This window comes from Paenibacillus sp. FSL L8-0435, assembly GCF_037965655.1.
GTDB lineage: Bacteria > Bacillota > Bacilli > Paenibacillales > Paenibacillaceae > Paenibacillus.
Genome location: NZ_CP150185.1, coordinates 688,081 through 711,551 on the forward strand (window position 1 = coordinate 688,081; position 23,471 = coordinate 711,551).

The 23,471-nt window shown below is 48.4% G+C and carries 21 protein-coding genes and 1 riboswitch; of the genes, 16 read left to right on the forward strand and 5 right to left on the reverse strand.

Going from position 1 to position 23,471, the window contains the following annotated elements:
- Positions 1 to 49 precede the first annotated feature (49 nt).
- Positions 50 to 436, forward strand: a complete 387-nt coding sequence (locus NST33_RS03265; protein WP_221818672.1) for a hypothetical protein — start codon at positions 50 to 52, stop codon at positions 434 to 436.
- Positions 437 to 799: 363 nt separating this feature from the next.
- On the opposite strand, the gene NST33_RS03270 is transcribed toward NST33_RS03265, so the two are convergent.
- On the reverse strand, positions 800 to 2,068 hold the full coding sequence (locus tag NST33_RS03270; RefSeq protein ID WP_339306720.1) for an NAD(P)/FAD-dependent oxidoreductase: 1,269 nt from the start codon (positions 2,066 to 2,068) through the stop codon (positions 800 to 802).
- Positions 2,069 to 2,263: 195 nt separating this feature from the next.
- Between NST33_RS03270 and NST33_RS03275 the strand changes: the two genes are divergently transcribed.
- The 3 genes from NST33_RS03275 (at position 2,264) to nadE (ending at position 5,564) form a co-directional block, all read left to right on the forward strand.
- Positions 2,264 to 3,958 (forward strand): ATP-binding protein, encoded by a 1,695-nt coding sequence (locus NST33_RS03275; protein WP_221818674.1) that lies wholly within the window; start codon positions 2,264 to 2,266, stop codon positions 3,956 to 3,958.
- Positions 3,959 to 4,180: 222 nt separating this feature from the next.
- Positions 4,181 to 4,615, forward strand: a complete 435-nt coding sequence (locus tag NST33_RS03280; protein WP_017690788.1) for a BrxA/BrxB family bacilliredoxin — start codon at positions 4,181 to 4,183, stop codon at positions 4,613 to 4,615.
- Positions 4,616 to 4,754: 139 nt separating this feature from the next.
- Complete coding sequence (gene nadE / locus NST33_RS03285) at positions 4,755 to 5,564, forward strand: ammonia-dependent NAD(+) synthetase (protein WP_339306723.1); 810 nt, start codon at positions 4,755 to 4,757, stop codon at positions 5,562 to 5,564.
- Between the two features lie 161 nt (positions 5,565 to 5,725).
- On the opposite strand, the gene NST33_RS03290 is transcribed toward nadE, so the two are convergent.
- On the reverse strand, positions 5,726 to 6,541 hold the full coding sequence (locus tag NST33_RS03290; RefSeq protein WP_339306724.1) for an alpha/beta fold hydrolase: 816 nt from the start codon (positions 6,539 to 6,541) through the stop codon (positions 5,726 to 5,728).
- 250 nt (positions 6,542 to 6,791) lie between these two features.
- Between NST33_RS03290 and acpS the strand changes: the two genes are divergently transcribed.
- Positions 6,792 to 7,190 carry a holo-ACP synthase gene (gene acpS / locus NST33_RS03295; protein WP_076216711.1) on the forward strand — a complete coding sequence of 133 codons (399 nt, stop codon included), beginning with the start codon at positions 6,792 to 6,794 and terminating at the stop codon, positions 7,188 to 7,190.
- 29 nt (positions 7,191 to 7,219) lie between these two features.
- Entirely contained in the window at positions 7,220 to 8,584 is a 1,365-nt protein-coding gene (gene mutY, locus NST33_RS03300) for an A/G-specific adenine glycosylase (protein ID WP_339308597.1), read from the forward strand.
- 265 nt (positions 8,585 to 8,849) lie between these two features.
- Here mutY and NST33_RS03305 read toward each other — a convergent pair whose 3' ends face one another.
- Positions 8,850 to 9,461 carry a superoxide dismutase gene (locus NST33_RS03305; RefSeq protein WP_339306727.1) on the reverse strand — a complete coding sequence of 204 codons (612 nt, stop codon included), beginning with the start codon at positions 9,459 to 9,461 and terminating at the stop codon, positions 8,850 to 8,852.
- Positions 9,462 to 9,880: 419 nt separating this feature from the next.
- On the opposite strand from NST33_RS03305, the gene NST33_RS03310 reads away from it, so the two are divergent.
- The 8 genes from NST33_RS03310 to NST33_RS03345 all read left to right on the forward strand — a co-directional run bounded on the left by NST33_RS03310 (position 9,881) and on the right by NST33_RS03345 (position 16,934).
- Positions 9,881 to 10,306: a GNAT family N-acetyltransferase gene (locus NST33_RS03310; RefSeq protein WP_017690782.1), complete on the forward strand. Its 426-nt coding sequence runs from the start codon at positions 9,881 to 9,883 to the stop codon at positions 10,304 to 10,306.
- A 326-nt stretch (positions 10,307 to 10,632) separates the two neighbouring features.
- Positions 10,633 to 11,238 carry a signal peptidase I gene (gene lepB, locus NST33_RS03315; protein ID WP_240768333.1) on the forward strand — a complete coding sequence of 202 codons (606 nt, stop codon included), beginning with the start codon at positions 10,633 to 10,635 and terminating at the stop codon, positions 11,236 to 11,238.
- A 171-nt stretch (positions 11,239 to 11,409) separates the two neighbouring features.
- Complete coding sequence (queG, locus tag NST33_RS03320; RefSeq protein ID WP_339306729.1) at positions 11,410 to 13,290, forward strand: tRNA epoxyqueuosine(34) reductase QueG; 1,881 nt, start codon at positions 11,410 to 11,412, stop codon at positions 13,288 to 13,290.
- Between the two features lie 15 nt (positions 13,291 to 13,305).
- Positions 13,306 to 14,337, forward strand: coding sequence for an HD domain-containing phosphohydrolase (locus tag NST33_RS03325; RefSeq protein ID WP_017690779.1), 1,032 nt, complete (start codon positions 13,306 to 13,308; stop codon positions 14,335 to 14,337).
- A gap of 166 nt (positions 14,338 to 14,503) precedes the next feature.
- Entirely contained in the window at positions 14,504 to 14,767 is a 264-nt protein-coding gene (locus NST33_RS03330; protein ID WP_017690778.1) for a YneF family protein, read from the forward strand.
- Between the two features lie 232 nt (positions 14,768 to 14,999).
- On the forward strand, positions 15,000 to 15,593 hold the full coding sequence (folE, locus tag NST33_RS03335; protein ID WP_036668229.1) for a GTP cyclohydrolase I FolE: 594 nt from the start codon (positions 15,000 to 15,002) through the stop codon (positions 15,591 to 15,593).
- Between the two features lie 191 nt (positions 15,594 to 15,784).
- Positions 15,785 to 16,639, forward strand: coding sequence for a lipoate--protein ligase family protein (locus NST33_RS03340; RefSeq protein ID WP_339306731.1), 855 nt, complete (start codon positions 15,785 to 15,787; stop codon positions 16,637 to 16,639).
- A gap of 70 nt (positions 16,640 to 16,709) precedes the next feature.
- Positions 16,710 to 16,934, forward strand: coding sequence for a hypothetical protein (locus tag NST33_RS03345; RefSeq protein ID WP_036614132.1), 225 nt, complete (start codon positions 16,710 to 16,712; stop codon positions 16,932 to 16,934).
- A 148-nt stretch (positions 16,935 to 17,082) separates the two neighbouring features.
- Here NST33_RS03345 and NST33_RS03350 read toward each other — a convergent pair whose 3' ends face one another.
- Together NST33_RS03350 and NST33_RS03355 are read right to left on the reverse strand one after the other, a co-directional pair.
- A complete protein-coding gene (locus tag NST33_RS03350; protein ID WP_237178466.1) occupies positions 17,083 to 18,363 on the reverse strand; it encodes a Fe-Mn family superoxide dismutase in 1,281 nt (426 codons plus the stop codon).
- Between the two features lie 153 nt (positions 18,364 to 18,516).
- Positions 18,517 to 19,542 (reverse strand): alpha/beta hydrolase, encoded by a 1,026-nt coding sequence (locus NST33_RS03355; protein WP_237178465.1) that lies wholly within the window; start codon positions 19,540 to 19,542, stop codon positions 18,517 to 18,519.
- Between the two features lie 359 nt (positions 19,543 to 19,901).
- On the opposite strand from NST33_RS03355, the gene NST33_RS03360 reads away from it, so the two are divergent.
- The gene (locus NST33_RS03360) at positions 19,902 to 20,645 is read left to right on the forward strand and encodes an IclR family transcriptional regulator (protein ID WP_221818682.1); all 744 of its coding nucleotides are present in this window, start codon (positions 19,902 to 19,904) and stop codon (positions 20,643 to 20,645) included.
- Between the two features lie 148 nt (positions 20,646 to 20,793).
- Positions 20,794 to 20,907, forward strand: a riboswitch (TPP riboswitch).
- Between the two features lie 425 nt (positions 20,908 to 21,332).
- Positions 21,333 to 23,117: a phosphomethylpyrimidine synthase ThiC gene (gene thiC, locus NST33_RS03365; RefSeq protein WP_339308599.1), complete on the forward strand. Its 1,785-nt coding sequence runs from the start codon at positions 21,333 to 21,335 to the stop codon at positions 23,115 to 23,117.
- Positions 23,118 to 23,471 lie beyond the last annotated feature (354 nt).

Sequence of the window (23,471 nt, forward strand, 5' to 3'; positions counted from 1 at the left end):
GAAGCTCATCCCTGGATGATGAGAGATTAGCTGTAGCAAGGAGGAAGAGATGATGATGGATAATAGCGAACTACAGGTGCATTTCTCAGACGGTTCAGCGTTGAATGCAGCACGGGCAACCTTGGAGGAATTAGGGTATAAGCCTTATCAGTCTGGTCCGCTGGAATTGTACATCCCTACAGATCGCCAGGATCCTCAGTCAGCCGTAGAGATTGTACAGTCTCATGGAGGAAGTGCCGTATTTGCATCTCAAACGGAAGAGCTGGATCAGTTTCAGAATATCTCAATTCCGGCTCATCTCGTGAATGAGGACTGGAATGAGGGTTATGCGAGTGGAAACCAGGGGAGTCAGGCTGAGCAAGGTGCACATAATTATAGCGATGACCCAGCATACGATGACTCGGCTGATGGATTCTCAGGCAGCGTCAAAGCATAGAAGTATCACAAGCTAAGAGCAGTTCGAGTCATTTTTCTAAAATGGAACAATGCCCAAAAACCCCGATACTCCACAGATAGTGGATATCGGGGTTTTTGGCATCTGAGCTAATTCATTATCGGGTTAAAAGGTGTAATACCTAGTAATGAGAGTTCAAAAAGTTCGGTTTTCAGTACCGAGAAAATGGAATGAAGATAGAAATGGAGTAGCGGAGCGTAGGAAAACTACGTGAGCAACTAAAATGTTTCTGAAGGAAACATACTTCGTAAGCATCAACCTATTTCGGCTGAATTTCATATTCGATGCTGATGATGCCATTAGGCATGATTCGTAATCAAAAGCGGACTTTTTGAACAACCTCTATTATGATGTACCGTGTTTATATTCAGCCGCATGCATGCCAGCCGTATATCCCGTGGAGAAAGCAGCAGTGATATTATACCCTCCGGTGTAGCCGTGAATATCCAAAACTTCGCCGCAGAAGAATAGTCCAGGCAGCAGCTTGGATTCCATTGTTTTTGGGTATATCTCCTTTAAGTGGATTCCTCCCCCAGTAACAAAGGCTTCTTTGAGCGATCTTGTTCCGTCTGCACGGAAGGTAAAAGCTTTCATTAGCCCACACAAGTTGCTTAACATACCTTTGGGGAAATGGTGGAACGTGAGGTCATCGCTGATCTCTGCCCGTTTCATCATTAAGGGAATCATGCGTTCAGGAACCCATGTTTTTAAAATGTTTTTGACAGCCTTGCGGGATTCTTGTTCCAATACCTGTTGCACCTGTGCTTCCAATGCACCCAGGGACAGCTCCGGGAACAGATCAATGCTCATAATGACCTGTGGGTTTCCAGACTTCATCTGAACCTTGCGGATAAATTGGCTGCAACGCAGTGCGACGGGTCCGGATACTCCAAAATGCGTGAATATCATATCCCCGCGATGGGAGATGACCGTTTTTCCTTTGGCATCCACTACGGATAGAGCGATATCCCTCAAAGACAAACCTTGCAGTTCTTTGGATTGAATCCAACTCTCCCCAGACACAATAGGCACTTCGGTTGGATATAACTCTGTAATGGTGTGACCCGCAGCCTCAGCCCAGGGATAACCGTCTCCGGTTGATCCGGTTTGGGGTACGGATTTGCCGCCGGTAGCGATGATGACAGAGCGCCCAAGAATGGTTTTACCTGATATCAATTTAACACCCTGTATCTGCTGACCGTTCTGAATAATTTCCTTGACCGGTTCTTTGGTGCGAATCTCAACGCCGAGGGAAACAATCTTTCCTACCAGCGCATCCACGACTGTTTTCGCTTTATCGGTTACAGGGAACATTCTGCCGTTGTCTTCTTCTTTCAGGGCAATTCCGAGATTTTCGAAGAAACGCATGATTCCCTGGTTGTCCAGATTTTGAAACGAACTATATAAAAAGCGTCCATTACCCGGAATATGTCGGATGAGTTCATCCGTTTCCTTGGCATTGGTTACATTGCATCGACCTCCGCCAGAGATGCCGAGTTTACGACCCAGTTGATCTCCTTTATCCAGCAGAAGCACGGAGGCTCCATGCTCGGCAGCAGCAACGCAAGCCATCAGGCCCGCAGATCCACCACCAATTACAATGACATCATACATATGTTATTACCCTCTTTTTTCATTGATTTTGTCTGTTTTACATAAACCGTGTCTACTCCTGGCTTTTTCTGAAATATAATGGAGTTATGAGTAGTTCTATTATGGAGTCTCAAGGGATATATTGTAATATACTGTCGCCTATGTTTTAATCAGAAATACATGAGGGAATGTGCAGGCAGAGGAGGAGATGGCATTGTGGTTGCGTTAAAGGACATTCTTTTACAAGTACTGCTGGCGGGGTCGGCGGTATACCTGATTCCCTTATTACATCTGGGGCTCTCCAAGCGGGCTGTGGCCAAGCTGGAACATGCCGGAATGATGCAGACCGTTTTTGCTGTGACGAGTGTCGCGAGTATGCTATTGTGTTTGCTGTTCGCGCTTCACGGGAGTCCATTGGCTGTACCCATATCACTAAGCATCGTACCTGTAATACTTGTTATTTTGTATTGTAAGTCCGTTATAGGCTTAACGCTGTCCATACTACATATTCTCTTCTATTTCCTTTTTGCGCATTCCTATGATCTGTACGGATTTCTCCTTCATACGGGTATTCTTCTCTATCCTATTGTATGGTTGTCTGCCAAACGATTCAAGCATAATACACCTTCGCGCAAAATGACGATCCTCATCATCCTGATTACAATGGAACTGGTTGTAACGAGTTTGTTATGGATCGCATCCCTCCAGAATGAATCCACGTACTCTGCGACCTACATAATACTTACAGCACTTGGGTATACCACTGGAGCCATTGTTGCGGGTAGTCTGAGTCTGCTATGGCTGGAACGGATGAAGCACTATCGCGGGCTGGAGCAGCATCTCTCGGAAGTCCACCATCGATACATAGCCGAAACGGAGAAACTTCATCAGATTCTGAACGCAGTGCCTCTCTCCATTGCCACCGTAGATAAACAAGGCACAGTGATATTTGTCAATGAGATGATGGAGCAAACCGCAAGGGAGCAGCTACCATGTACGTCCACGCCTGATCTCATTGGACAGCCTGCCAGTCAATTTGTTGAACAAGGTCAGGCGGACAAGATGGATAAAAGCATTCGCAGAGCCATCGTTCATGGTGAGATTAGTGGGTTGACCGTTCGTTACGGTGCACACGTATTTCAGTCCCGAACCGTACCGATTTATGCCTTTTCAACAGAGTCTGCGAGTGAAGTTACAGGAGCCATGCTGATCATTCAGGATATCACGGAGCTTGAGATGTTGCGAAGTGAACTGGATAATGTGGATCGTCTCAGTCTGGTGGGGCAGATGGCTGCAAGCATTACGCATGAAGTGCGTAATCCAATGGCGGTTGTGCGTGGTTTTCTTCAACTCATGCAGGAAAAGAGTCCTGATTCCCTCGATCACTATTACCGAATCGTTCTGGAAGAGCTGGACCGGGCGAATAGTATCATTAATGATTTTCTATCGCTGGCCCAGGATCGGATTGCGGAAAAAGAGGAATCCCAGCTGCATGATATCATTCATGAACTCAGTCCATTGTTGTGGGCCGATGCGAACCTGCGTGGTCAGAGTATTGAACTCATGCTGGACCATAATGTACCGAAGTTGCACCTCAATCCAAAGGAAATTAAACAGGTGGTACTCAATCTGGCCCGTAACGGGATGGAAGCCATGAATGAGAAGGGCGTGCTTACGCTGGAGACGCGGATAGTCGATGACAAAGTGGAACTGTGTGTACGTGACACAGGGCCTGGTCTACCCAGAGTGAAGAAGGAAAAGCTGTTTGAACCTTTCTATACCACAAAAGCCAAGGGAACTGGACTTGGATTGTCCATGTGCCTAAGTATTGTGGAACGACATAATGGAACTATTACTGTGGAATCGGAGGAAGGACAGGGCACGACCTTCAAAGTGGCATTTGAACGTTAGTCATTCAGCATATTTTGCCAGACATTGAGACATAATATTATGGAAGAAGCCTTTCCGCAGGCGGTTTCTGAATCTTGCTTTCATTGCTTATGGATGTATAATAGGAATAGCACATCATTACATCCATAATGTTCGATATGAATGTAACGTTGTTTTGGAGAGTTTATTGGCCTTTAATTTTATCGAGATCATAGAACAACCATTTATAAGGAGTGAAACCGAATGTCGATGTCATTTGATCAATACATGAAAGATATGGTTCAACCGATGCGGGATGATTTAACTCGTCTAGGAATCCAGGAGTTGCGTACTCCTGAAGAAGTGGAAGCAAGTCTTCCTGATGCAAAAGGAACAGCGCTGGTAGTCATTAACTCTGTATGCGGATGTGCCGCAGGTCAATGTCGCCCAGGTGTGTCCCAAGCACTGCAGCACGATATTACACCGGATCACCTGTACACTGTATTTGCTGGTCAGGACAAAGAAGCAACTGCAAAAGCACGTGAATTCTTTGCACCGTATCCTCCATCTTCACCGTCCATCGCTCTGATGAAAGACGGCGAACTCGTTCACTTTATCGAGCGTCATCAAGTGGAAGACCGTTCTGCAGAGGATATTGCGGCTGATCTCAAAAGTGCATTTGACCGTTACTGCCGTTAATTCGCTCCAATAGAACGCCCCGCCCTTCGGATCACCGATGCCGGGGCGTTTCATTTTGGATAGATAAGGTTATTGAACCATTCGGACCTTTCAAGCTGGACATCAAATTTCATTCATTTAGAAACGGGGTGTGTGAACGATGAGTTTGCAACAACAGATCATCGCTGAATTGAAGGTTAAACCAAGCATTAATGAAGAAGAGGAAGTACGCAAGCGTGTTGATTTTCTGAAGACGTATGTGAAAAATGCGGGTGCCAAGGGTTTGCTGATTGCGATCAGCGGCGGTATTGACAGTGCAGTGGCTACGGCGCTTTGCAAAAAAGCGACGGACGAGCTTACGCAAGAGAACAACCAAGAGTACAAAACGCTTGGTGTGTTCCAACCTTATGGTGAACAATCCGATATCGACCACAGCTACGCTGTAGCCAAAGCATACGATCTGAGGCATGTCGTGGAAACCAATATCGAAGATGCAGTTAACGAGATTGCGCTGGAAGTGGAGCAAGGTTTCAAATCCTTGGGAAGCCCACGCCATATGACTCACCAAGGCAAAGGTAATGTCAAGGCGAGAACTCGTATGGTTATGCAATATGCGCTTTCGTTTGAAGAGAACCTGCTCGTTGTAGGTACGGATCATGCGTCCGAAGCCATCACGGGTTTCTATACCAAATGGGGCGACGGTGCTGTGGATATCACACCACTGAGCACTCTGAACAAACGTCAGGTACGCCAGCTGGCAGCATATCTGAATGTGCCACAGGCTATTTTGGACAAAGCACCATCGGCAGGACTGTGGGAAGGTCAGACGGACGAAGATGAGCTGGGAATTTCGTATGAAGCGAACAGTGACTATCTCGAAGGCAAACAGATCGATCCGGCTGCACAAGAGCGCCTCGAAGCGTTCTACAAGCGCACACATCACAAACGCAATGCCATTCCTGGTATCTAATACGGGTGGAAAAGCATGCTGGTTATAAGCTGTTAACACCAACATTGAAATAACGTCCCTCTTAGGGAATCCAAAAAGAGTCACTGCTCACGCAGTGACTCTTTTTGTTATATGGAACGAGAAACCGCAAAAATCCAGGTGATTACCATATTAAAGGTGAGTTAGCTATTCCAGTCTTTGATCTGTTGCAGGGTTAGGGTGATGGCTTTCTCCAGTTGCGGCGTGGTTTCTTTAAATGGATGTACGGTATTAAAGGTATGATTCCCATCAGGAATCTGGTGCCATGGGATATCAGGGCGGGCTTGAACCAGTGCGGCAGAACCGTCTCTCAGACGTTGACCATCTGCTGTTCCCTGAATCAGTGCTACGCGCACAGAGGAAGAAGCCAAGCGATCAATGACAGCGTAACGTTCGCTATGCTTGTCCAGGTCTTCCAGAATAGCCACGTCCAGTGGCATCTGCTGGCCTGTTCGTCCGTTTACGACATGGCTGCTGCCATGTGTACGCATTTCTTCTTTTTGCTCCGCTGTAAAAAGATCCAGGTTGGTTATACCATTCCAGGAGATGACACCTGCCACCTGTTCAGGATGATCCAGTGCATAGACGAGACTTACGCCCGCACCGCGGCTATGACCAACCAGATATACAGGAAGTCCAGCGAGTTCAGGTTGTGTAGCTACATGCTCCAGTACCAGGGCCAGATCGGCAAGCTCCCGGCTGTAGGTATTCACTGCGAACTTTTCAAGTTCAGAGAATTGCTCCAGATATTCGCCGATACCGTTGTGAGAGAAATTAAAGGTTAGCACATGATGCGTCTGGCTTAGTTGTGAAGCTGCATAGGGGAACATGCCCCAGTCTTTGAAGCCTTTGTATCCGTGAGACAGAATGATGACACCTTGAGCGGATTGTTGTGCAGGAAAAAAGTCTCCGCGAATGATCGCATCTACGTCAGTGGGCAATTCAAAAGTTATGGGCATGATTCAGACCTCCTAAGAATTTCAGACGATTCCTGATTCATATTTTAGCATATATGGTAATGCGGATAGGTACTCGCTTCTGATCGCCCCTCCTGCTACAATAGAATACGTGTTCGGAGAATTACGGATCATGTGATTGAATGGAGATCTTTTACAATGAAGGTTCAAAAAGAGCGGTTTTTAGTACCGAGAAGATGGGACTTTTTGAATAACCTCTTACAGTATAAAAGATTAAGCGGGTGAAGCGTTGATGATATATGGCATTGGTAATGATGTGCTGGAGATTGGACGTATGCGCAAGCTATTGTCCGGTCGCCATGCGGAAGCTTTTCTGAAACGAATTTTAACACCAGCAGAGCGGGAGATTGCGGTTCGTCGAGGGAAGCGGATGACGGAGTTTGTATCCGGTCGATTTGCAGCGAAAGAAGCGGTGTCTAAGGCATTTGGCTGCGGTATTGGTGGCGTCATGGGCTTCACTGACATTGAGGTGCTCCCGGATGGGACAGGACGTCCAGTGGCCTCGCTGTCCAGTCAAGCCTGGGAACGTCTGCAGCTGCCATATGATAAGCAATATGACATTCATTTGAGTATTACACATCAGACGGAATTGGCAGCGGCCTTTGCGATCGTGGAGCAGATGGAAAAGTAGTTAGCTTGGCAATAGGAGAGGACGGAAATATGGGTTTACAGGAACAGAAACAACATTTCAGCGTGAATTTGCTGGACTGGTATATGATCAACCGACGGGATTTGCCGTGGCGTCGTCACAACAATCCGTATTTCACATGGGTATCCGAGATTATGCTTCAGCAGACTCGGGTCGATACGGTAATTCCGTATTTCAATCGTTTTATCGGGAATTTCCCGACTGTGCAGGCATTGGCGGAAGCACCCGAAGAGGATGTGTTGAAAAATTGGGAGGGACTCGGTTATTACTCCCGTGCACGTAATCTTCAGGCCGCCGCGAGACAAGTCATGGAGCTGCACGGAGGAGAGATGCCTCAGGACAAGCCGGCTGTCTTTGCATTAAAAGGGGTGGGCCCGTATACTGCCGGGGCCATTCTCAGCATTGCCTTCAACCAGCCGCAGCCTGCGGTAGATGGCAATGTCATGCGGGTACTGTCCCGATACTTCCTCATCGATGAGGACATTATGAAGGGCAGCACCCGGGTGTTGATGGAAGAGCTCGCAGGAGAGCTCATTCCGGAAGGGCGGGCGCGTGATTTCAATCAGGCGCTGATGGAGCTTGGCGCGTTGGTGTGTACACCCAAAGCGCCGCACTGCCTGACTTGCCCGGTCATGGAGCAATGTTCCGGCCGCATCGCCGGAAGAGAGCTTACACTGCCGGTGAAGACCAAGGCGAAGCCGCCGCGCCCTGAGCAGCGGCTGGTCGCGATTGTGGAGGGCCGCGGTGCTCATCGCGGCCAAGTGCTTGTGCGCCAGCGCCCAGACACGGGCCTATTGGCCCGCATGTGGGAGCTGCCGCATGTGCTCGCGGCGCCCGCCGCAGCCAGCAAGAAGGCGGCGCCGCTGGCGGATGAGCCGGCCATGGCATTGTTGGCCGGCAGTCTGTGGGCGGAGGGCTTCGCTGCCCGCCCGGAAGGGCTGGCTACCCATGCGGAGCATGTGTTCAGCCACATTGTCTGGAGCCTGCAGGTGTACAAGTGTACGGAGCAGGACCAGAGCAGTGAGCTTCCGCTGATCGCAGCGGAAGCCAGAGCCGCCTACGATGCACAGGCGGCAACAAGGGAGGGCACAGCCTCATTATCAGCTGTGTCACCTGAGTCAGACATAACGCATTCATCGGAGCCAGGCACACCTCATGCGCAGAACATCTCAACATCGCTTAACGATGGAGAGATGTTGGCACCATCTGATGTTAGTGACCTAGTGCTGAGCACTCCGACACTGACAGGTAAAGGCGATGGCTTGACCTACCGCTGGATCGGTCCGGAAGATATGGATAAGATGGCATTCCCGAATATATTTCTGAAGCTGATCAGCAGTTATTTTGCCGGTGCGTATGATCAAGTGAATGATTAAATGGGGGAGCTAACGAACCTGAGTGACGTTATCATAACCAAATCAACCCAAAATTGCGCATCAAAGCCCGTATTTGGGGAAATAGCTACTCTGAGATTCGTTAGGTTCGCGATACGATGAAATATGGAGCGATAGCGTGTCCTGGGTTCGTTAGAAACAAACCACCCATTACTATAACTATAGTGGTAGTAAAAAGAGAGCCTGATCACGGTCACGACGACCGAATCAGGCTCTCTTTTATGTTAACTGTTGCATACTAACAGTCTTATTTTGCAGAAGCGTAACGTTTGTTCACTTCATCCCAGTTGATTACATTCCAGAAAGCACCGATGTAATCAGGACGTTTGTTTTGATATTTCAGGTAGTAAGCGTGCTCCCATACATCCAGACCCAGAACCGGAGTCAGACCTTCGAAGAGAGGGCTGTCTTGGTTAGGTGTGCTAGTGATGGACAACTTGCCATCTTTGCCAACTACGAGCCAAGCCCAGCCGGAACCGAAGCGAGTTGTAGCTGCTTTAGCGAAATCTTCTTTGAATTTATCAAAGCCACCCAGTTCGCTATCAATTGCTGCTGCGATATCGCCTGTAGGAGCGCCGCCGCCGTTAGGTCCGATGATTTCCCAGAACAGGCTGTGGTTAGCATGTCCACCACCATTGTTGCGAACGGCTGTGCGGATGCCTTCAGGTACGCTGTCAAGGTTAGCAATCAGATCTTCCAAACTTTTTTCTTGCAGTTCAGGAGCACTTTCCAGAGCTGCGTTCAAGTTGGTTACATAAGTATTGTGATGGCGATCGTGGTGGATTTCCATCGTTTGTGCATCGATATGTGGTTCCAGTGCGTCGTTAGCGTAAGGAAGTGCTGGTAATTGAAAAGTCATAATGAAATACCTCCTGAGATTTTAGGTTTTTTGAAAACAGGTACATATGTAATAATACCCTTGCCACTATTATTAAACCGCATTCGGGCTAATTAAGCAACATTTTTGTTTATTAAGTCCCCCGAGGCGTTGATCTAATGATGGGCCAGAGATAACAAACATATTTTACCCTTTATGCAACTATTTATGTGTTTTCAGGCGTTAAAATGGATGTAAAGTTTAATATTCGTATGTAAACGGTTACAATTAAGCGCTTTCAAAAGAAAATGCGTGTTTTATGGAGAAAAGTATGGTTTAATTGACGAAGAAGCGGTATTTTCTCGTTTTTTGTCATTATATGAACATTGGGTTTTTGGTAAAAAGGGATTCCCTTTTTATAAAAAACCTCATCTAAGCTAACGAAAAGGGAGATTTAAGACATGCACGTTCGTTCCTTTCAGTTGAGTGATGCAAGCCAGATGACGGAGCTTCTCCAGGTTGCACTATCGGAAGAGTGTTATGAGAACACGATGGGCCCGTTTGCCCGTCAATTGTCATGGGATTCTGACCTGATCATGGTTGCGGAAGAAGAGGGAGACCTCGTAGGCGCTTTGATCGGTACGATTGATCACAACCAGGGTTGTATCTACCGTATTGCGGTTCATCCAGACTATCGTCGCCGTGGAGTCGGCAAAACACTTGTTGAGGCTATGGAACAGCGGTTCCAGCAGCGTAAAGTCAGCCAAGTATGGGTGGCGGGTGATGAGCACAACAAAGTAGCCATGCCTTTATATGAAGCAATGGGTTACGGTGCCAATCAGATTATGAGCGCTTTCCAAACTCTTAGTATTTTGTCCAAAGCTTAGTTTGCATGTTTAAAAAGAAATAAAAAAAAGATTTTCATTTCATATTAGGCATATCTCTTTAACGTGTAAGAACGTGAGGGATGTGCCTTTCTATTTATATGAGTGTTCTTCGCGTCATATTCCTCTGATTTCCTCATTTTATGAACATGCTTCAAAATCTCCGAATTTTATTTAAATCACCACGACTATCCCGGCTGTATTCACGATAACCAGGGTATTGGTGCTCATAACCAATTGTTTCACTCTCCCAAATGGAGTAGACTGAAAGGGAGTATGGTTACCATGTTACAAGTTTAATTTAACTATTTAATAAATGAGGTGTCCCTTTGAATTCCAATAATCATTCAATGGAACATGTGACTTCCGAGCAACGAAATGAACCGTCAAAGCCTGAACAACCGGGGAAATCCTGGGTTGTCGAGCTGTGGGACTGGGTCAAAACGATTGTTGTTGCTTTTGTAATCATGATGCTGCTGAACCTGTTTGTGTTCAATCTGTCGATGGTCAAGGGACAGTCCATGCAGCCGACACTGGTTGAGCGAGATCGCCTTTTCGTCAACAAAATTGTATACCATCTGGGTACTCCTTCCCGATCAGATGTGATCGTACTTCGTGATCCAAGTGAAGGTGTAGAGAAGAAAGATTTTCTGGTGAAACGGATCGTTGGACTTCCGGGAGATACAATTGAAGTTAGGGATCACCATCTATATGTGAACGGCGAGCAACAAGCGGAAACGTACACCGATATTGAGGTGCAGGACCCGGATTTTGGTCCAATCACACTGGAGCCGGATCATTTTTTCGTGATGGGGGATAATCGTCATGAAGGCAAAAGTAAGGATAGCCGAGTGTTTGGCAGTATTACATCCGATCAGATTGTAGGCAAGGCTGAATTTATTTTCTGGCCGTTTTCTGAATTGAAGAAATTGTAAAATGCTGACAGGACAACAACTTCAGACTGCATTTTGCGTTAAACCATATAGACTCGTTCCGTTTGAATTCAAGTATGTAAGGCATATATAGAAATTAGCGCCTGTCCTCTTACCGTGAGGCGGGCGTTCACTATTTACGGAATAAGTGTCGGAAGAAGAGAGGGAAGAGAAATGACGAGCGTACAGACCGGGGCAGCACAGGATGCCTCCGTATGGGAGAAGTTAAAACAGGAGATCAAGGCAGCTGGCCCCGGACTGGGCATTGATGATATCGGATTTGCTTCGGCTGATCCCTTTGTTTCCCTGAAGTCGCTGCTGGAGCAGTCGCGGGATAAGGGGTATGCTTCAGGTTTTGAAGAGCCGGATATTGAAAAAAGAGTGCACCCTGCCTTAAAAGATGGCGAGCCCGCTTCACTTATTGCAATAGCCGTGGCATACCCTTCCAAAATGGTGAATCCGCCGAAATCGGAGCCTGGTGCATATCGGGGCATTTTTGCCCGTTCGGCTTGGGGCCAGGATTATCATCAGGTCCTGCGTGCAGCGATGGACAAGCTGGTGAACTTTATACGTGAACGTGTACCTGAGGCCATGATCGAAAGCATGGTAGACACGGGAGCACTGGTGGATCGTGCGGTGTCCCAGCGTGCGGGGATTGGTTTTAGCGCCAAAAACTGTGCGATTATATCACCCAAATTCGGTTCATGGATTTTTCTCGGAGAACTGGTAACGAATATTCCTTTTCAACCAGACACACCTGTGACCGAAGACTGCGGTGAATGTACAAAATGTATTGATGCCTGTCCTACAGGAGCATTGGTGGGGCCGGGGCAGTTGAATGCACAGCGTTGTATTTCTTTTGTAACCCAGACGAAAGGGTTCGTGGATGAAGAATTTATGCTGAAAATAGGCAACCGTCTGTACGGTTGTGACACGTGTCAGATTGTCTGTCCGAAGAACCGGGGCAAGAACTGGGATCACCATCCTGAGTTTCATCCCGATCCGGAGATTGTGAAGCCACTCCTGCTGCCGCTACTGGACATTGGTAACCGGGAATTCAAGGAACGTTTCGGTCAGAGTTCCGCCGCTTGGCGGGGCAAGAAGCCGATTCAACGCAACGCCGTTATTGCCCTGGGCAATTTCAAAGACAAAAGTGCTGTACCCAAACTTACAGAAGTACTAAAACGTGATCCGCGCCCCGAGTTGCGGGGAACCGCAGCTTGGGCGTTAAGCAGAATTGGAGGAGAAGACGCCATGAGAGCAATTGGGGAAGCTGCCGCTAACGAACAAGATGGGAACGTACTAAGCATGCTGCAGAAGGCCGAGGAGCGACTGAGTTCGTCCGAGACCTTACCCAAACAGCCACAGGCTGGGCAAGTGAGTGAGAAGCAGCCAGAGGAACAGAACAACGAGAACAATGCCTTACGAGCGTTACAACAGGAATTGAAAATGGAAGCTGGGATTGAACCGGGTAGTGAGCAGTCTGCACAACCTGCCAAACCGGAAGCCGCAGCGTGGAAACCTTCAGCCGTTACGGGTCTTCATGGCAAGCCCGTATACTACGATGAGATACTGACACCGATTGGTACTCTTACGTTATGCGCGACGGATGAAGGACTGTGTCACATTGATTTTGGCGCCTTCCACGTGCGCGAAGCTCATCTGCAACAATGGGCCCGCATCTGGATTGGCGAGTATCGATATGAGAAGAATGAAGAGAAGCTCAGCGAAGCTGCAAAGCAGTTAAAGGAGTATTTTGCAGGGGAGAGAAAAACGTTCGACTTGCAGCTTGATCGGCTTGGAACACCATTCCAGCTACAAGTATGGCAAGTTCTGTCCGATATATCTTATGGAGAGGCCTCATCACACCAACAGGTTGCGGAAATCATCGGCAGACCCAAGGCTGTTCGTGCAGTTCTGGACGCCATTAGCAAGAATCCGATTCCGATTATTATTCCCTGTCACCGTATCAGTGGTAAAGACGGTACCCTGGTGGGTTATGTAGGCGGTCTGCAAACCAAGGAGCAATTGCTCGCATTGGAGCAGCTATCGTAAGAGCGGGGGACGTTCATGAAGTATGTAAACGTGGAGAGCGTGGAAGCGGGGGAGCTTCTGGGCAAGACGGTATATTCCAGTAACGGCACGGTACTGCTGTCTGCCGGAGTCCAGCTCACCGTATACATGGTCAATACGCTGAAGCGTATTGGCGTGACCATGTTATACATCCAGGATGAAGCGTATAAAGATGTGGATGCAGAAGACATTCTGGATGAAACCACGAAACGGGCAATAATTAACGAAATGAGTGTCACACTCGAATCCATTCGATCCGGGAAAGACTGGAGTCCGAGAAAAGTTGCCCTCAGTATAGAGAAGTTGCTGAATGATGTACTGAACGGGCGTGAAATGCTTGTGCAGCTCACCGATATTCGTACCAAAGACAATGCACAGTATGTTCATGCGATGAATGTATGTTTATTGTCTTCGGTCATCGGACTGAATATGGGACTCAATTATAATCAACTGAAGGACCTTGCTGTGGGGGCATTATTGCATGATATTGGCAAAGTGGGGGAACCTCCGGGCAGTGGCTCTGCTGCGAATTCTTCGCTGCACCATACATGGCGTGGATTCGAAGTGATTAAGAACAAACGGGAGTTCAGTCTGTTGGTCGCTCATACAGCCCTGCAACATCATGAGCATGTAGATGGTACAGGCATGCCGAGAGGGATCAAGGGGAGTGACATTCATCTGTTTGCGAGAATCGTTAGTGTGGCTAATATCTATGATAATCTCATTAATGGTTTATCCAAGGACAGTTTGATGCCACATGAGGCCTGTGAAGAGATGATGGCGTTGTCTGGTACAAAGCTGGATCGGGACATTCTGATTGAGTTCAACAAGAGTGTATCTGTGTATCCCAATGGTACAGCGGTACGACTGTCCACCAAAGAGACTGGAGTCATTGTGCGTCAACATCGGGGATTGCCCGGCAGACCTGTAATCAGGGTGGCGCGCGGAAGTACGCGTTATTCTCTGGATGTGGTTGAAATCGATCTGGCTCAGCATACAACCGTTTTCATTGAAGCTGTCATGACGTAGCTTGTGTGCGGTTCAACTGGAAAATCCGTTTGCTCAAGGCGTGCGGAAATGCTATGATACTTTCAGGAAATCCGGTCTGTGTCAGGCTTGCAACATATGTGTCGAACATCATGAAGTTTACACGGATTATCAGGCTTTTTAGAATGCATACAGAGGTGTCTAAGAGATGGATATTGTTATACCGATTATTACATTGATTGTTGGTCTGGTCGGGGGATTTTTCATCGGGGTGTTCTACTTGCGTAAACAACTTGAGAAAATGCAAAGCAATCCGGACATGCTTCAGAAAATGGCGAAGCAAATGGGCTACAACCTGAATGGCAAGCAAATGCAGCGTGCCCAGCAGATGATGAAGAATCAGCAGCCAGGAGCGAAAATGCCTCAGCCGCAACAGCATCCTGCGCGTAAAAGTTCGGGCCGCCGAAAATAATAGCAGGGAATAACTGCTTAAAGTGCGTGTTCAAAAAGTTGGGTTTTCAGTACCGAGAAGATGGGATGAAGCTAGAAATGGAGTAGCGGAGCGTAGTGAACTACGTGAGCAACGGACATTTCGGCTGAATTTCATATTCGACGTTGATGATGCCGCTAGGCATCCTTCGTAATCAAAAGCGGACTTTTTGAACAACCTCTTACAGTAGTGGTTCGAAAGGAGGCGTTTGGCAGTGGCTGGCGTTAAAGATTATTTGAATTCAAAAGTATCCGACAATCGGGAAAAGATCGAGTATCATGTAGAGCAGATCCTGAAATTGATCGGAGAAGATAGTACACGTGAAGGGCTGCTTGAAACGCCTGCACGTGTGACCCGAATGTATGAAGAAATTTTTGGTGGATATGAAGTAGACCCGCGCGATGTGCTCGGTGTCACGTTTGACGAGAATCACGAAGAACTGGTTATCGTCAAGGATATTGTCTACTACAGTCAGTGTGAGCACCATATGGCGCCGTTCTTCGGCAAGGTACACATTGGCTATGTACCAAGTGGCAAGATCGTTGGTCTGAGCAAAATGGCTCGTCTGGTGGAAGCAGTAACACGTCGCCTGCAAGTTCAGGAACGTATTACTTCACAGATCGCTGACATTCTGACAGAGGCCGTTGAGCCTCATGGAGTTATGGTCGTCGTGGAAGGCGAGCACTTGTGCATGTGTTCCCGCGGCGTGAAGAAACCGGGAAGCAAGACGGTAACGTCTGCTGTACGTGGTTCTTTCCGTGAGAATCCGGCACAACGTGCGGAGTTCTTGTCTTTGGTGAAAGATTAAGATCAGGTATGTCCACTCGCTGGACAAGCCGGATGAGTAAGTTCCTTTGGTTTTGGAAGTAGCAGTTTCTAGGCCATAGGATATGATATGAATAAGCCGTGTTCCCTGGGGAACCGGCTTATTTACATATGGCGTTGTCATTCCTGTATACTGAATACATATGAATTCGTTAAGCCGGAGGTAATGGAACGATGAGTGTACCTTCCCATTCAGATCAACCGGTTCAGCCGGAAAAGGGACTACAGGCAGATCAACAGGCTACATTGCGTCTGCAAATCTGGGAGACACCACTCATGCGACAAGGTAGTAGTGTACTCGAAGCTTTTGCTTGGGAAGAAGTTATGTGCAGGCGGGTTGGGGCAGGGCATCTGCCTGTTGCACATATATGGAGGCACCCAGATGCCTTTGTAGCGGGTCTGCGTGACCGCAGGTTGCCACAGGCTGTAGAAGCGATGGAACGGATAAGAAGCCAAGGGACAGCGGTCTGTGTTCGGCCTTCCGGTGGAGCGGCAGTACCCTTGAATCCAGGGGTAGTTAATGTGTCATTGATTCTGCCTAATCCCGGACATGCCATCAATATTCATGATGATTTCCGGGAGATGGCTTCGATTATTGCCGAGTCGCTAACGCCGTGGTCGAATCAGGCGCAGACAGGCGAGGTTCAGGGTGCTTTTTGCCCGGGAGATTATGATGTCAGTGTAGGTGGGCTGAAATTCTGTGGTATTGCCCAGCGCAGGCAGGCAAAGGCGTATATCATTACGGCTTTTATCATCGTGGAAGGTCAGGGAGATCAACTGGCAGCGGACGTGCGTCAATTTTATCAGCGTGCAGCAGGTGGGGCGAGTGAAGGATATCCCGATGTTCAGCCTGGCACGATGGCAAGTCTGAAAGAATTGGCAGGTGTACCTTCGGCTGCGGCATATACTGCGGCTTTGGTTCGAACACTGCGAGATCGCTATCCGCAGGCGGAGACCAGCAGGGTGCTTAGCGTTGGCTCTGAAGAAGTACGCCTGACAGCTGAGCAGATGAAGCTGCGCTACGATTAACACTTTTTACTAGGGCTTGGAATTGGTTAATAGAGATGATATGATGTGATTTCGGAAGGAGAGTGTTAGGATGGACACATTGAGATATACGTATTTATATGAGGTTGTATCAACAGGCGAAAAATCCGAGTTCAGCCAAATGGCAACAAGCAAGGAAGAGGCTGCTGCACTGATCGTTGCACGTATAGCCGATCTGGAGTTTACAGATGAGTCTGATATCAAGCTGGGCGATCTGATCTCCATTAGCAAACAGGTTGGCGACAACTATGTGGCGTGCGAGGGCTGTGCTTCTTAAGTGAACATTTAGAAATAGGAAGTCTCTCAAAATATAAGCAAGTCTCTTTTTACAAGAGACTTGCTTTTTTGTTTACACCAAAAAGAGATATCGTTCAGTCATTTGGCTGGAGATATCTCTTTTTTCTCTAATCCATCTGACCCCAAGTTTAATAGGGCGGCCACAACAACTTGCGTGCCGTTTCGTAACGCTCGGCAACAGCAGGCCAGTAGACAACGTTCCACCAATCCTCGATATACTTTTTGCGTTCGTTTTGATGTTTCAGATAGTAGGCATGTTCCCACACATCCAGTGGCAGGAGCGGTACGATATCGGACTGGGACAGGTTCTGGTGTTTTTCCGCCTGCAAAATCTCCAAACGATGTGCTCTCGGGCTCCAGACAAGCATCGCCCAGCCACTGCCTTCCACCTTGTTCGCGGCTTCCGTGAATTGATTCTTAAACGCTTCATAACTTCCGAAATCCCGCTTGATTTGCTCCGCCAGCATACCGGAAGGTTTACCGCCGCCAGCAGGGTTCATAATTGTCCAGAAGATCGTATGCAGGTAGTGGCCTGCCCCGTTGAAGGCGAGTTCACGTTCCCAATGTTTGATGAGTTCAAAGTTATTCTTTTTTCGCGATTCCGCCAGCTTCTTCTCCGCTACATTTAGTCCGTCCACATAAGATTGATGGTGTTTGTCATGATGGATACGCATCGTCAGCTCATCAATATGTGGCTCCAGCGCATTGTACGCATAGGGAAGGGGAGGCAGTGTGTGTCCTCCAATGGGAACCGGCTTTTCTTTTACAGGAGGTGCTGTAGAGCTGGGTGTGGCTTGTGTTGTTCCGGTAGAAGGCGGTTGAACGGTTGCCGATTGGATCTGAGCTGATGCGGCAGGTGCATTTACATTCCCCTCTGGAGAAGTTGGAGCTTCTGAAGCTTGGCGATGGATGCTTCCTGGCCCTGACGTATGCAGCGCATTTTCCAGAAAAAGCGATGGCTCCGAATCCGTTTCGCGCAAGATGCCAGGTTGGCCAAGTGTATCCAATACGCCCAGAAAATACTCCGACTCGCGGATAAAATGCAGAATGAGTACTTTGGCAAGCGGAACAGCTTGCACAGCAGCACTTTGCTCCAGAAGAACGTATAGCTGTTTGATGAACTCTCTCGATTGCTGCCGAGCTGCCAACACAAGTTGATCGATACAACGAACCATGTAGGGAGCAGGCGAATGGGTTCCAGGCAATAGTTGTTTTAAAAGCTGATTGGCTACTCGCTCACTGTTTGCAAAGGTAACCTCCCATTCCTCCAGTAGCTTGACGTATGGGGGCTCCAGATCAGGAACCAGGGCACGAATGACGAGTGTATGTTCTTTCTCCTGCTCTTTCCAGAAACGGATTTCCTCCAATGTCCGCAGAGGCAGCAGGTGACCATATCCATACCAGTTCATCTTTATTTTGAACCTCCTTCAGATGAAATTCATTGCATGCAGACCGTCTGTTCATGCGTCCCAAGAGTATATTCCGCGAGCTTGTTGTCCTATGAGTGCAAAAAAAAAGAGCCCCTGAGGGCTCTGGAAAAAAATCGGATGATTGGAATTTGGTTATTCTCCACTATTCGTGTTCTGTACATCGTCACTGCTTGTTTTCGTTACATGACTCAGGAAAGTTGAGACACGGCGCAGATATTCCTTTGGATGCTCCCGGAAGATCAACTCATGATGCGCATCCTGGACAATCCATTCATCGGAGTACGGATTGGTCTGGTTGGCGGCGAGTTGCTCCGCAATTGGATAAGGCGCCTTCTCGTCCTCTGTGCCATGGATGAAGAAAATCGGGAACGGATAATCTTCCTTTTTCACTTCCTGGTATGGAATCTGTTGTAATCCGGTACCATTCAGAACAGGGAATAACAGATTCATGATCTCGAGTGTAGGCTGACGCGGGAGATCGATCTGGTTATGAATGTTGTGGTACAGCGTATCCGGCTCAAGCAGGAACGTACTGTCCAGAATCATCGCATCCACTTCCTGGGTAATCAGTCCGGTTTGAAGCGCCGTACCGGCACCCATGGAGAAACCCCAGACAACCAGTTCCTGCGCACCTCGCTGCTTGGCGAACTGGATGGCACCCAGCAATTGCTGTGACTCAGCTTTGCCACCTGTGGCTACGGCTTTGTTCACCTGCGAGGCGAAGCCATAATCGAACATGACCACGTTGAACCCAAGTTGATGGGCATAGTGTGCCAGGTCATACATGGGTACCCATGTTTCTTCACGATTGGCACCATAGCCGTGACTGAAAATAATCGTTTTGCTTGCAGCATTGTCAGCAGGTATATACCATCCCTGCATCGTCCGGCTGCCATCTGCTGCCGGGAACGTGATGTCTTCGTACTTCATGTTCTTGGCCTGCATTGGATTGGAGAAGACCGGCGCTACCGTTGGATTGGATAATACCCATGCGATGTAACCATGCAGTGCAATAAAACAAAACAGTAGAAAAAATACAACGGAGAGCAGCAACGCTACGATAATATGTTTGAACCGAATCAGCCTCGGTGATAGGGAAGAGGGCAGATCGGACACTTTTGTTTGCAGCGGGGCTTCGCTCTGGGATGTTGGATACATGAATGCCCCTCCTTTGAAGTTCAGTTGAAGATAACAACGACATGAAAAGAGAATTGCGTCGATTTCAGAGCCTGCTTCAGAGCGATATCTTAATGTAATATATCTTTATCGTATGTTCCAATATAGTCAAAGTCAATTGATTGAGGGCATTTGTTACGCAATTGTTATATAGTTCTTAAGATATATGGGTAACATTACCTTAGTGTGTAAATTACAGGGGATTAAGTCTTATAAAAAGGAAAAATTTGCACGTTGGCCTATTTCGATTTTGGCTCTTTTTGGTTTACAGATGAGACCGTTTCTCATATAATTTATGTAACCAAGTTTCATGTGATGAAACATGAGGAGGGCATTATGCCATGGAAGATCGCAAGTTAACCGTCCGGGCTGTGGAGCGGGCGCTGGATATATTATTATGTTTTACCACACGCAGTGATCTGGGACTCACCGAAATTGCCAGCCAGATCGGCCTGCACAAAAGTACAGTTCACCGTTTGATGGCTACGCTGGAGGATCGAGGGTTCGTGATCCGCGATGCAGCAACAGAGAAGTACCGACTTGGCATCCGAATCTGGGAGCTGTCAGCTCATATGTCCCGCAGTGATGATCCCGCTATTCTGCTGCTTCCTGCGATGGAGCGACTGAGAGATCGATTGGGAGAGACCGTGAGTCTGTACCTGCGTGATGGCAGTGAACGGATTCGGATTCAGGCTGTGCAAAGTGATCAGGCGATTCGCCGAGTTGCTCCCGTTGGTGTTAGACTGCCGCTGTCTGTGGGCGCTTCCAGCAAAGTCCTGATGGCGTTTGCCACGGACGAGGATCGTGAAGAATTGATGAATGGTCCTGAATGGCCGGTATTTATCGATCCAGCGGTGTATTTGGCGCAAATGGTAGACATTCGGGATAACGGATATGCGACGAGTTATGAGGAACGTGAGCCGGGAGCTGCCGCGGTATCGGTACCGATTATGGATCGCAGAGGCAATATTGCAGCCGCACTCTCGGTCTCAGGGCCTGTCAGCCGACTCTCACAGGAGACATTGCATGAATACGCACCTGTGCTAAAGGAAGCTGCTACGCAGATGGGGCTCATGTTATCCTGATGTAGAGGTAAGGTTTTTCTCCAATTGAGTTGGTGTTCTGGAATATAAAGGTTGTTTTTATGTTCCGGTTGCGCTACTCTGTTATGGACGGCCCAGCGGGGCCAGCATCATTGAATATGAACTGCGGCATGTGTATGCCGCAACTTGTTAACGTTACTGGGGGAGTCCGAACTGTCCGGACTGAGACGGAATCGCATGAGATTCCGGACCCTTTGCACCTGATCTGGATCATACCAGCGTAGGGAAGTAATCGGCGATATGACCACAACCACCACATGATGTGACCCTTGTAGGGCTCCGTTAAGGAGCCGCATAAAGGTGCATTATTGGTGATGGACATTAAAAGTCGGTTCCTTCGGGGACCGGCTTTTTTATATACAGTGAACAGGCGATATAGCGAGGATTCTATGGGCTTCTTTTTCAATAACCTGCGAAAGTGGGTTTGGATGATGAGAGAGAAGTCACCACAGATCCATGATCTGCGGCAGCCTTCGGTCTGTTGTGAACTGTACATAAATAATGTCTCCCCTGGTCTGGTGTAGGATCGCTCTTTCTTCTCTGCATTGCGCATGATTTGGGACAGGTACGTAAGCGAGCTAATGATGATGCCAACCCAAAACCAAGCGAACGAACAATGAGGAGGAGACAAGCGACATGAGTGCAGGAAATCAAACGGGACAACAAGCGATGGAACAGGAACATAACGGTCAGCAGGTGGAAAAGGAAACAAGCGCGGCCGGACGGGTTCAGCCCTTTCCGGGCAGCCGCAAAGTCTACATTCAGGGCTCACGGCCGGACATTGCTGTACCGGAGCGTGAGATAGCCCTTCATGACACGAATACTCCCCAAGGGGTGGAGCATAACGAACCGCTGCGTGTCTACGATACGAGCGGCCCCATGACCGATCCCGGATTTCATGCGGATTTCCGTGTAGGTCTGCCAGCCCTGCGTACCCGCTGGATCACAGAGCGTGGCGATGTCGAAGCTTATCAGGGCCGTACGGTTAAACCGGAGGATAACGGACTGAAGCCCGGAGGGAAGAGAGCCGGCGCCGAAGAGTATCCCGGATTACGTGGCAAACCACTGCGGGCACAGCCAGGACGCTGTGTGACCCAGATGCACTACGCGAGGCAAGGAGTCATTACGGCAGAGATGGAGTTTGCCGCCATTCGTGAGGGCGTGGAACCGGAATTTGTGAGGCAGGAGCTGGCGAGTGGACGAGCTATTCTGCCATCCAACATCAATCACCCGGAGAGTGAGCCGATGTTGATCGGTCGTCATTTTCACGTGAAGATCAATGCCAACATAGGTAACTCTGCCGTATCTTCCTCCATCGAGGAAGAGGTGGAGAAGATGACTTGGGCGGTACGCTGGGGATCGGATACGGTGATGGATCTGTCCACAGGCAAAAACATTCATACCACCCGGGAATGGATTATCCGTAATTCACCTGTGCCGATTGGTACGGTGCCGCTGTATCAGGCCCTGGAGAAGGTGAATGGCGAAGCGGAAGCGCTGACCTGGGAGTTGTATCGTGACACACTCATTGAGCAGGCAGAGCAGGGCGTGGACTACTTTACGATTCACGCAGGTGTACTGCTGCGTTATATCCCCATGACCGCCAAGCGAATGACAGGCATTGTGTCTCGGGGCGGGTCCATTATGGCAGCATGGTGTCTGGCGCATCATCAAGAGAATTTTTTGTACACCCATTTTGAAGAAATCTGCGAGATTATGAAAAGGTATGATGTGGCGTTTTCGCTGGGAGATGGACTTCGTCCTGGCAGTATCTATGATGCGAATGATGAAGCACAGATGGCGGAACTGGCTACGCTTGGGGAACTGACGCAGATCGCGTGGAAGCATGATGTGCAGGTGATGATCGAAGGCCCGGGTCACGTGCCGATGCACAAGATCAAGGAGAATGTGGATCTGCAGATGGAGATATGCCAAGAGGCACCGTTCTATACTTTGGGGCCGCTGACGACCGACATTGCCCCGGGTTACGATCACATCACATCCGCCATTGGTGCGGCCATGATTGGCTGGTTTGGCACGTCCATGCTCTGTTATGTTACGCCAAAAGAACATTTGGGCCTGCCCAACAAGGATGATGTGCGGGAAGGGGTTATAGCCTACAAGATCGCGGCCCACGCTGCCGATCTGGCGAAAGGTCATCCGCGTGCTCAGCGCCGGGATGATGCATTGTCCAAGGCACGCTTCGAGTTCCGCTGGCGTGATCAGTTCAACCTGTCACTAGACCCTGAACGTGCGCTGTCCTACCATGATGAGACACTGCCAGCAGAAGGGGCCAAGGAAGCTCATTTTTGCTCCATGTGCGGACCAAAGTTCTGTAGCATGCGCATTACGCAGGACATTCGTGCCTTTGCCGCAGACAAAGGATTGTCCGAGAATGAGGCTGTAGCTGCCGGGATGAAGGAAAAGGCCGAGGAATATCGGACACGTTCCTAGGCGCCAGTACAGCGCAAGCTGGGCAGTCTGAAATAGAGATAAAGCCGTTTCTCTCTGTCATTGCAGAGAAGAACGGCTTTTTTTAGTGTTATGTCATGTGTGTATTCTTAACCGTACTCAGCCTTTATCAGAATTAGCTTTGTGACTGTGTGTGGTCCATATTTTATACAGAATTCCGGCGATAACGAATAAAAGAGCGTCACTGAGTTTTGGTGATCCTCCGTATAGAAATGCGGAACAGGAAAAACCTACTATAAACAGTAAAACAATATAGAGGAAACGCATATTAGTTCACCTCGTTAATTTGTGGTGTTACTAAGTAAGTGAGTTCATAGTTGCATAGTTCAGATAGAA

Bases quoted from the DNA above. Each gene is read 5' to 3' on its own strand.
- acpS (WP_076216711.1), top strand. From the start codon at position 6,792: ATGATATATGGCATTGGTAATGATGTGCTGGAGATTGGACGTATGCGC.
- nadE (WP_339306723.1), top strand. From the start codon at position 4,755: ATGAGTTTGCAACAACAGATCATCGCTGAATTGAAGGTTAAACCAAGC.
- NST33_RS03345 (WP_036614132.1), top strand. From the start codon at position 16,710: ATGGACACATTGAGATATACGTATTTATATGAGGTTGTATCAACAGGC.
- NST33_RS03290 (WP_339306724.1), bottom strand. From the start codon at position 6,541: ATGCCCATAACTTTTGAATTGCCCACTGACGTAGATGCGATCATTCGC.
- NST33_RS03330 (WP_017690778.1), top strand. From the start codon at position 14,504: ATGGATATTGTTATACCGATTATTACATTGATTGTTGGTCTGGTCGGG.
- NST33_RS03360 (WP_221818682.1), top strand. From the start codon at position 19,902: ATGGAAGATCGCAAGTTAACCGTCCGGGCTGTGGAGCGGGCGCTGGAT.
- NST33_RS03305 (WP_339306727.1), bottom strand. From the start codon at position 9,461: ATGACTTTTCAATTACCAGCACTTCCTTACGCTAACGACGCACTGGAA.
- NST33_RS03270 (WP_339306720.1), bottom strand. From the start codon at position 2,068: ATGTATGATGTCATTGTAATTGGTGGTGGATCTGCGGGCCTGATGGCT.
- queG (WP_339306729.1), top strand. From the start codon at position 11,410: ATGACGAGCGTACAGACCGGGGCAGCACAGGATGCCTCCGTATGGGAG.
- NST33_RS03265 (WP_221818672.1), top strand. From the start codon at position 50: ATGATGATGGATAATAGCGAACTACAGGTGCATTTCTCAGACGGTTCA.
- NST33_RS03310 (WP_017690782.1), top strand. From the start codon at position 9,881: ATGCACGTTCGTTCCTTTCAGTTGAGTGATGCAAGCCAGATGACGGAG.
- NST33_RS03325 (WP_017690779.1), top strand. From the start codon at position 13,306: ATGAAGTATGTAAACGTGGAGAGCGTGGAAGCGGGGGAGCTTCTGGGC.
- NST33_RS03340 (WP_339306731.1), top strand. From the start codon at position 15,785: ATGAGTGTACCTTCCCATTCAGATCAACCGGTTCAGCCGGAAAAGGGA.
- NST33_RS03280 (WP_017690788.1), top strand. From the start codon at position 4,181: ATGTCGATGTCATTTGATCAATACATGAAAGATATGGTTCAACCGATG.
- NST33_RS03355 (WP_237178465.1), bottom strand. From the start codon at position 19,542: ATGTATCCAACATCCCAGAGCGAAGCCCCGCTGCAAACAAAAGTGTCC.
- NST33_RS03350 (WP_237178466.1), bottom strand. From the start codon at position 18,363: ATGAACTGGTATGGATATGGTCACCTGCTGCCTCTGCGGACATTGGAG.
- thiC (WP_339308599.1), top strand. From the start codon at position 21,333: ATGGAACAGGAACATAACGGTCAGCAGGTGGAAAAGGAAACAAGCGCG.
- mutY (WP_339308597.1), top strand. From the start codon at position 7,220: ATGGGTTTACAGGAACAGAAACAACATTTCAGCGTGAATTTGCTGGAC.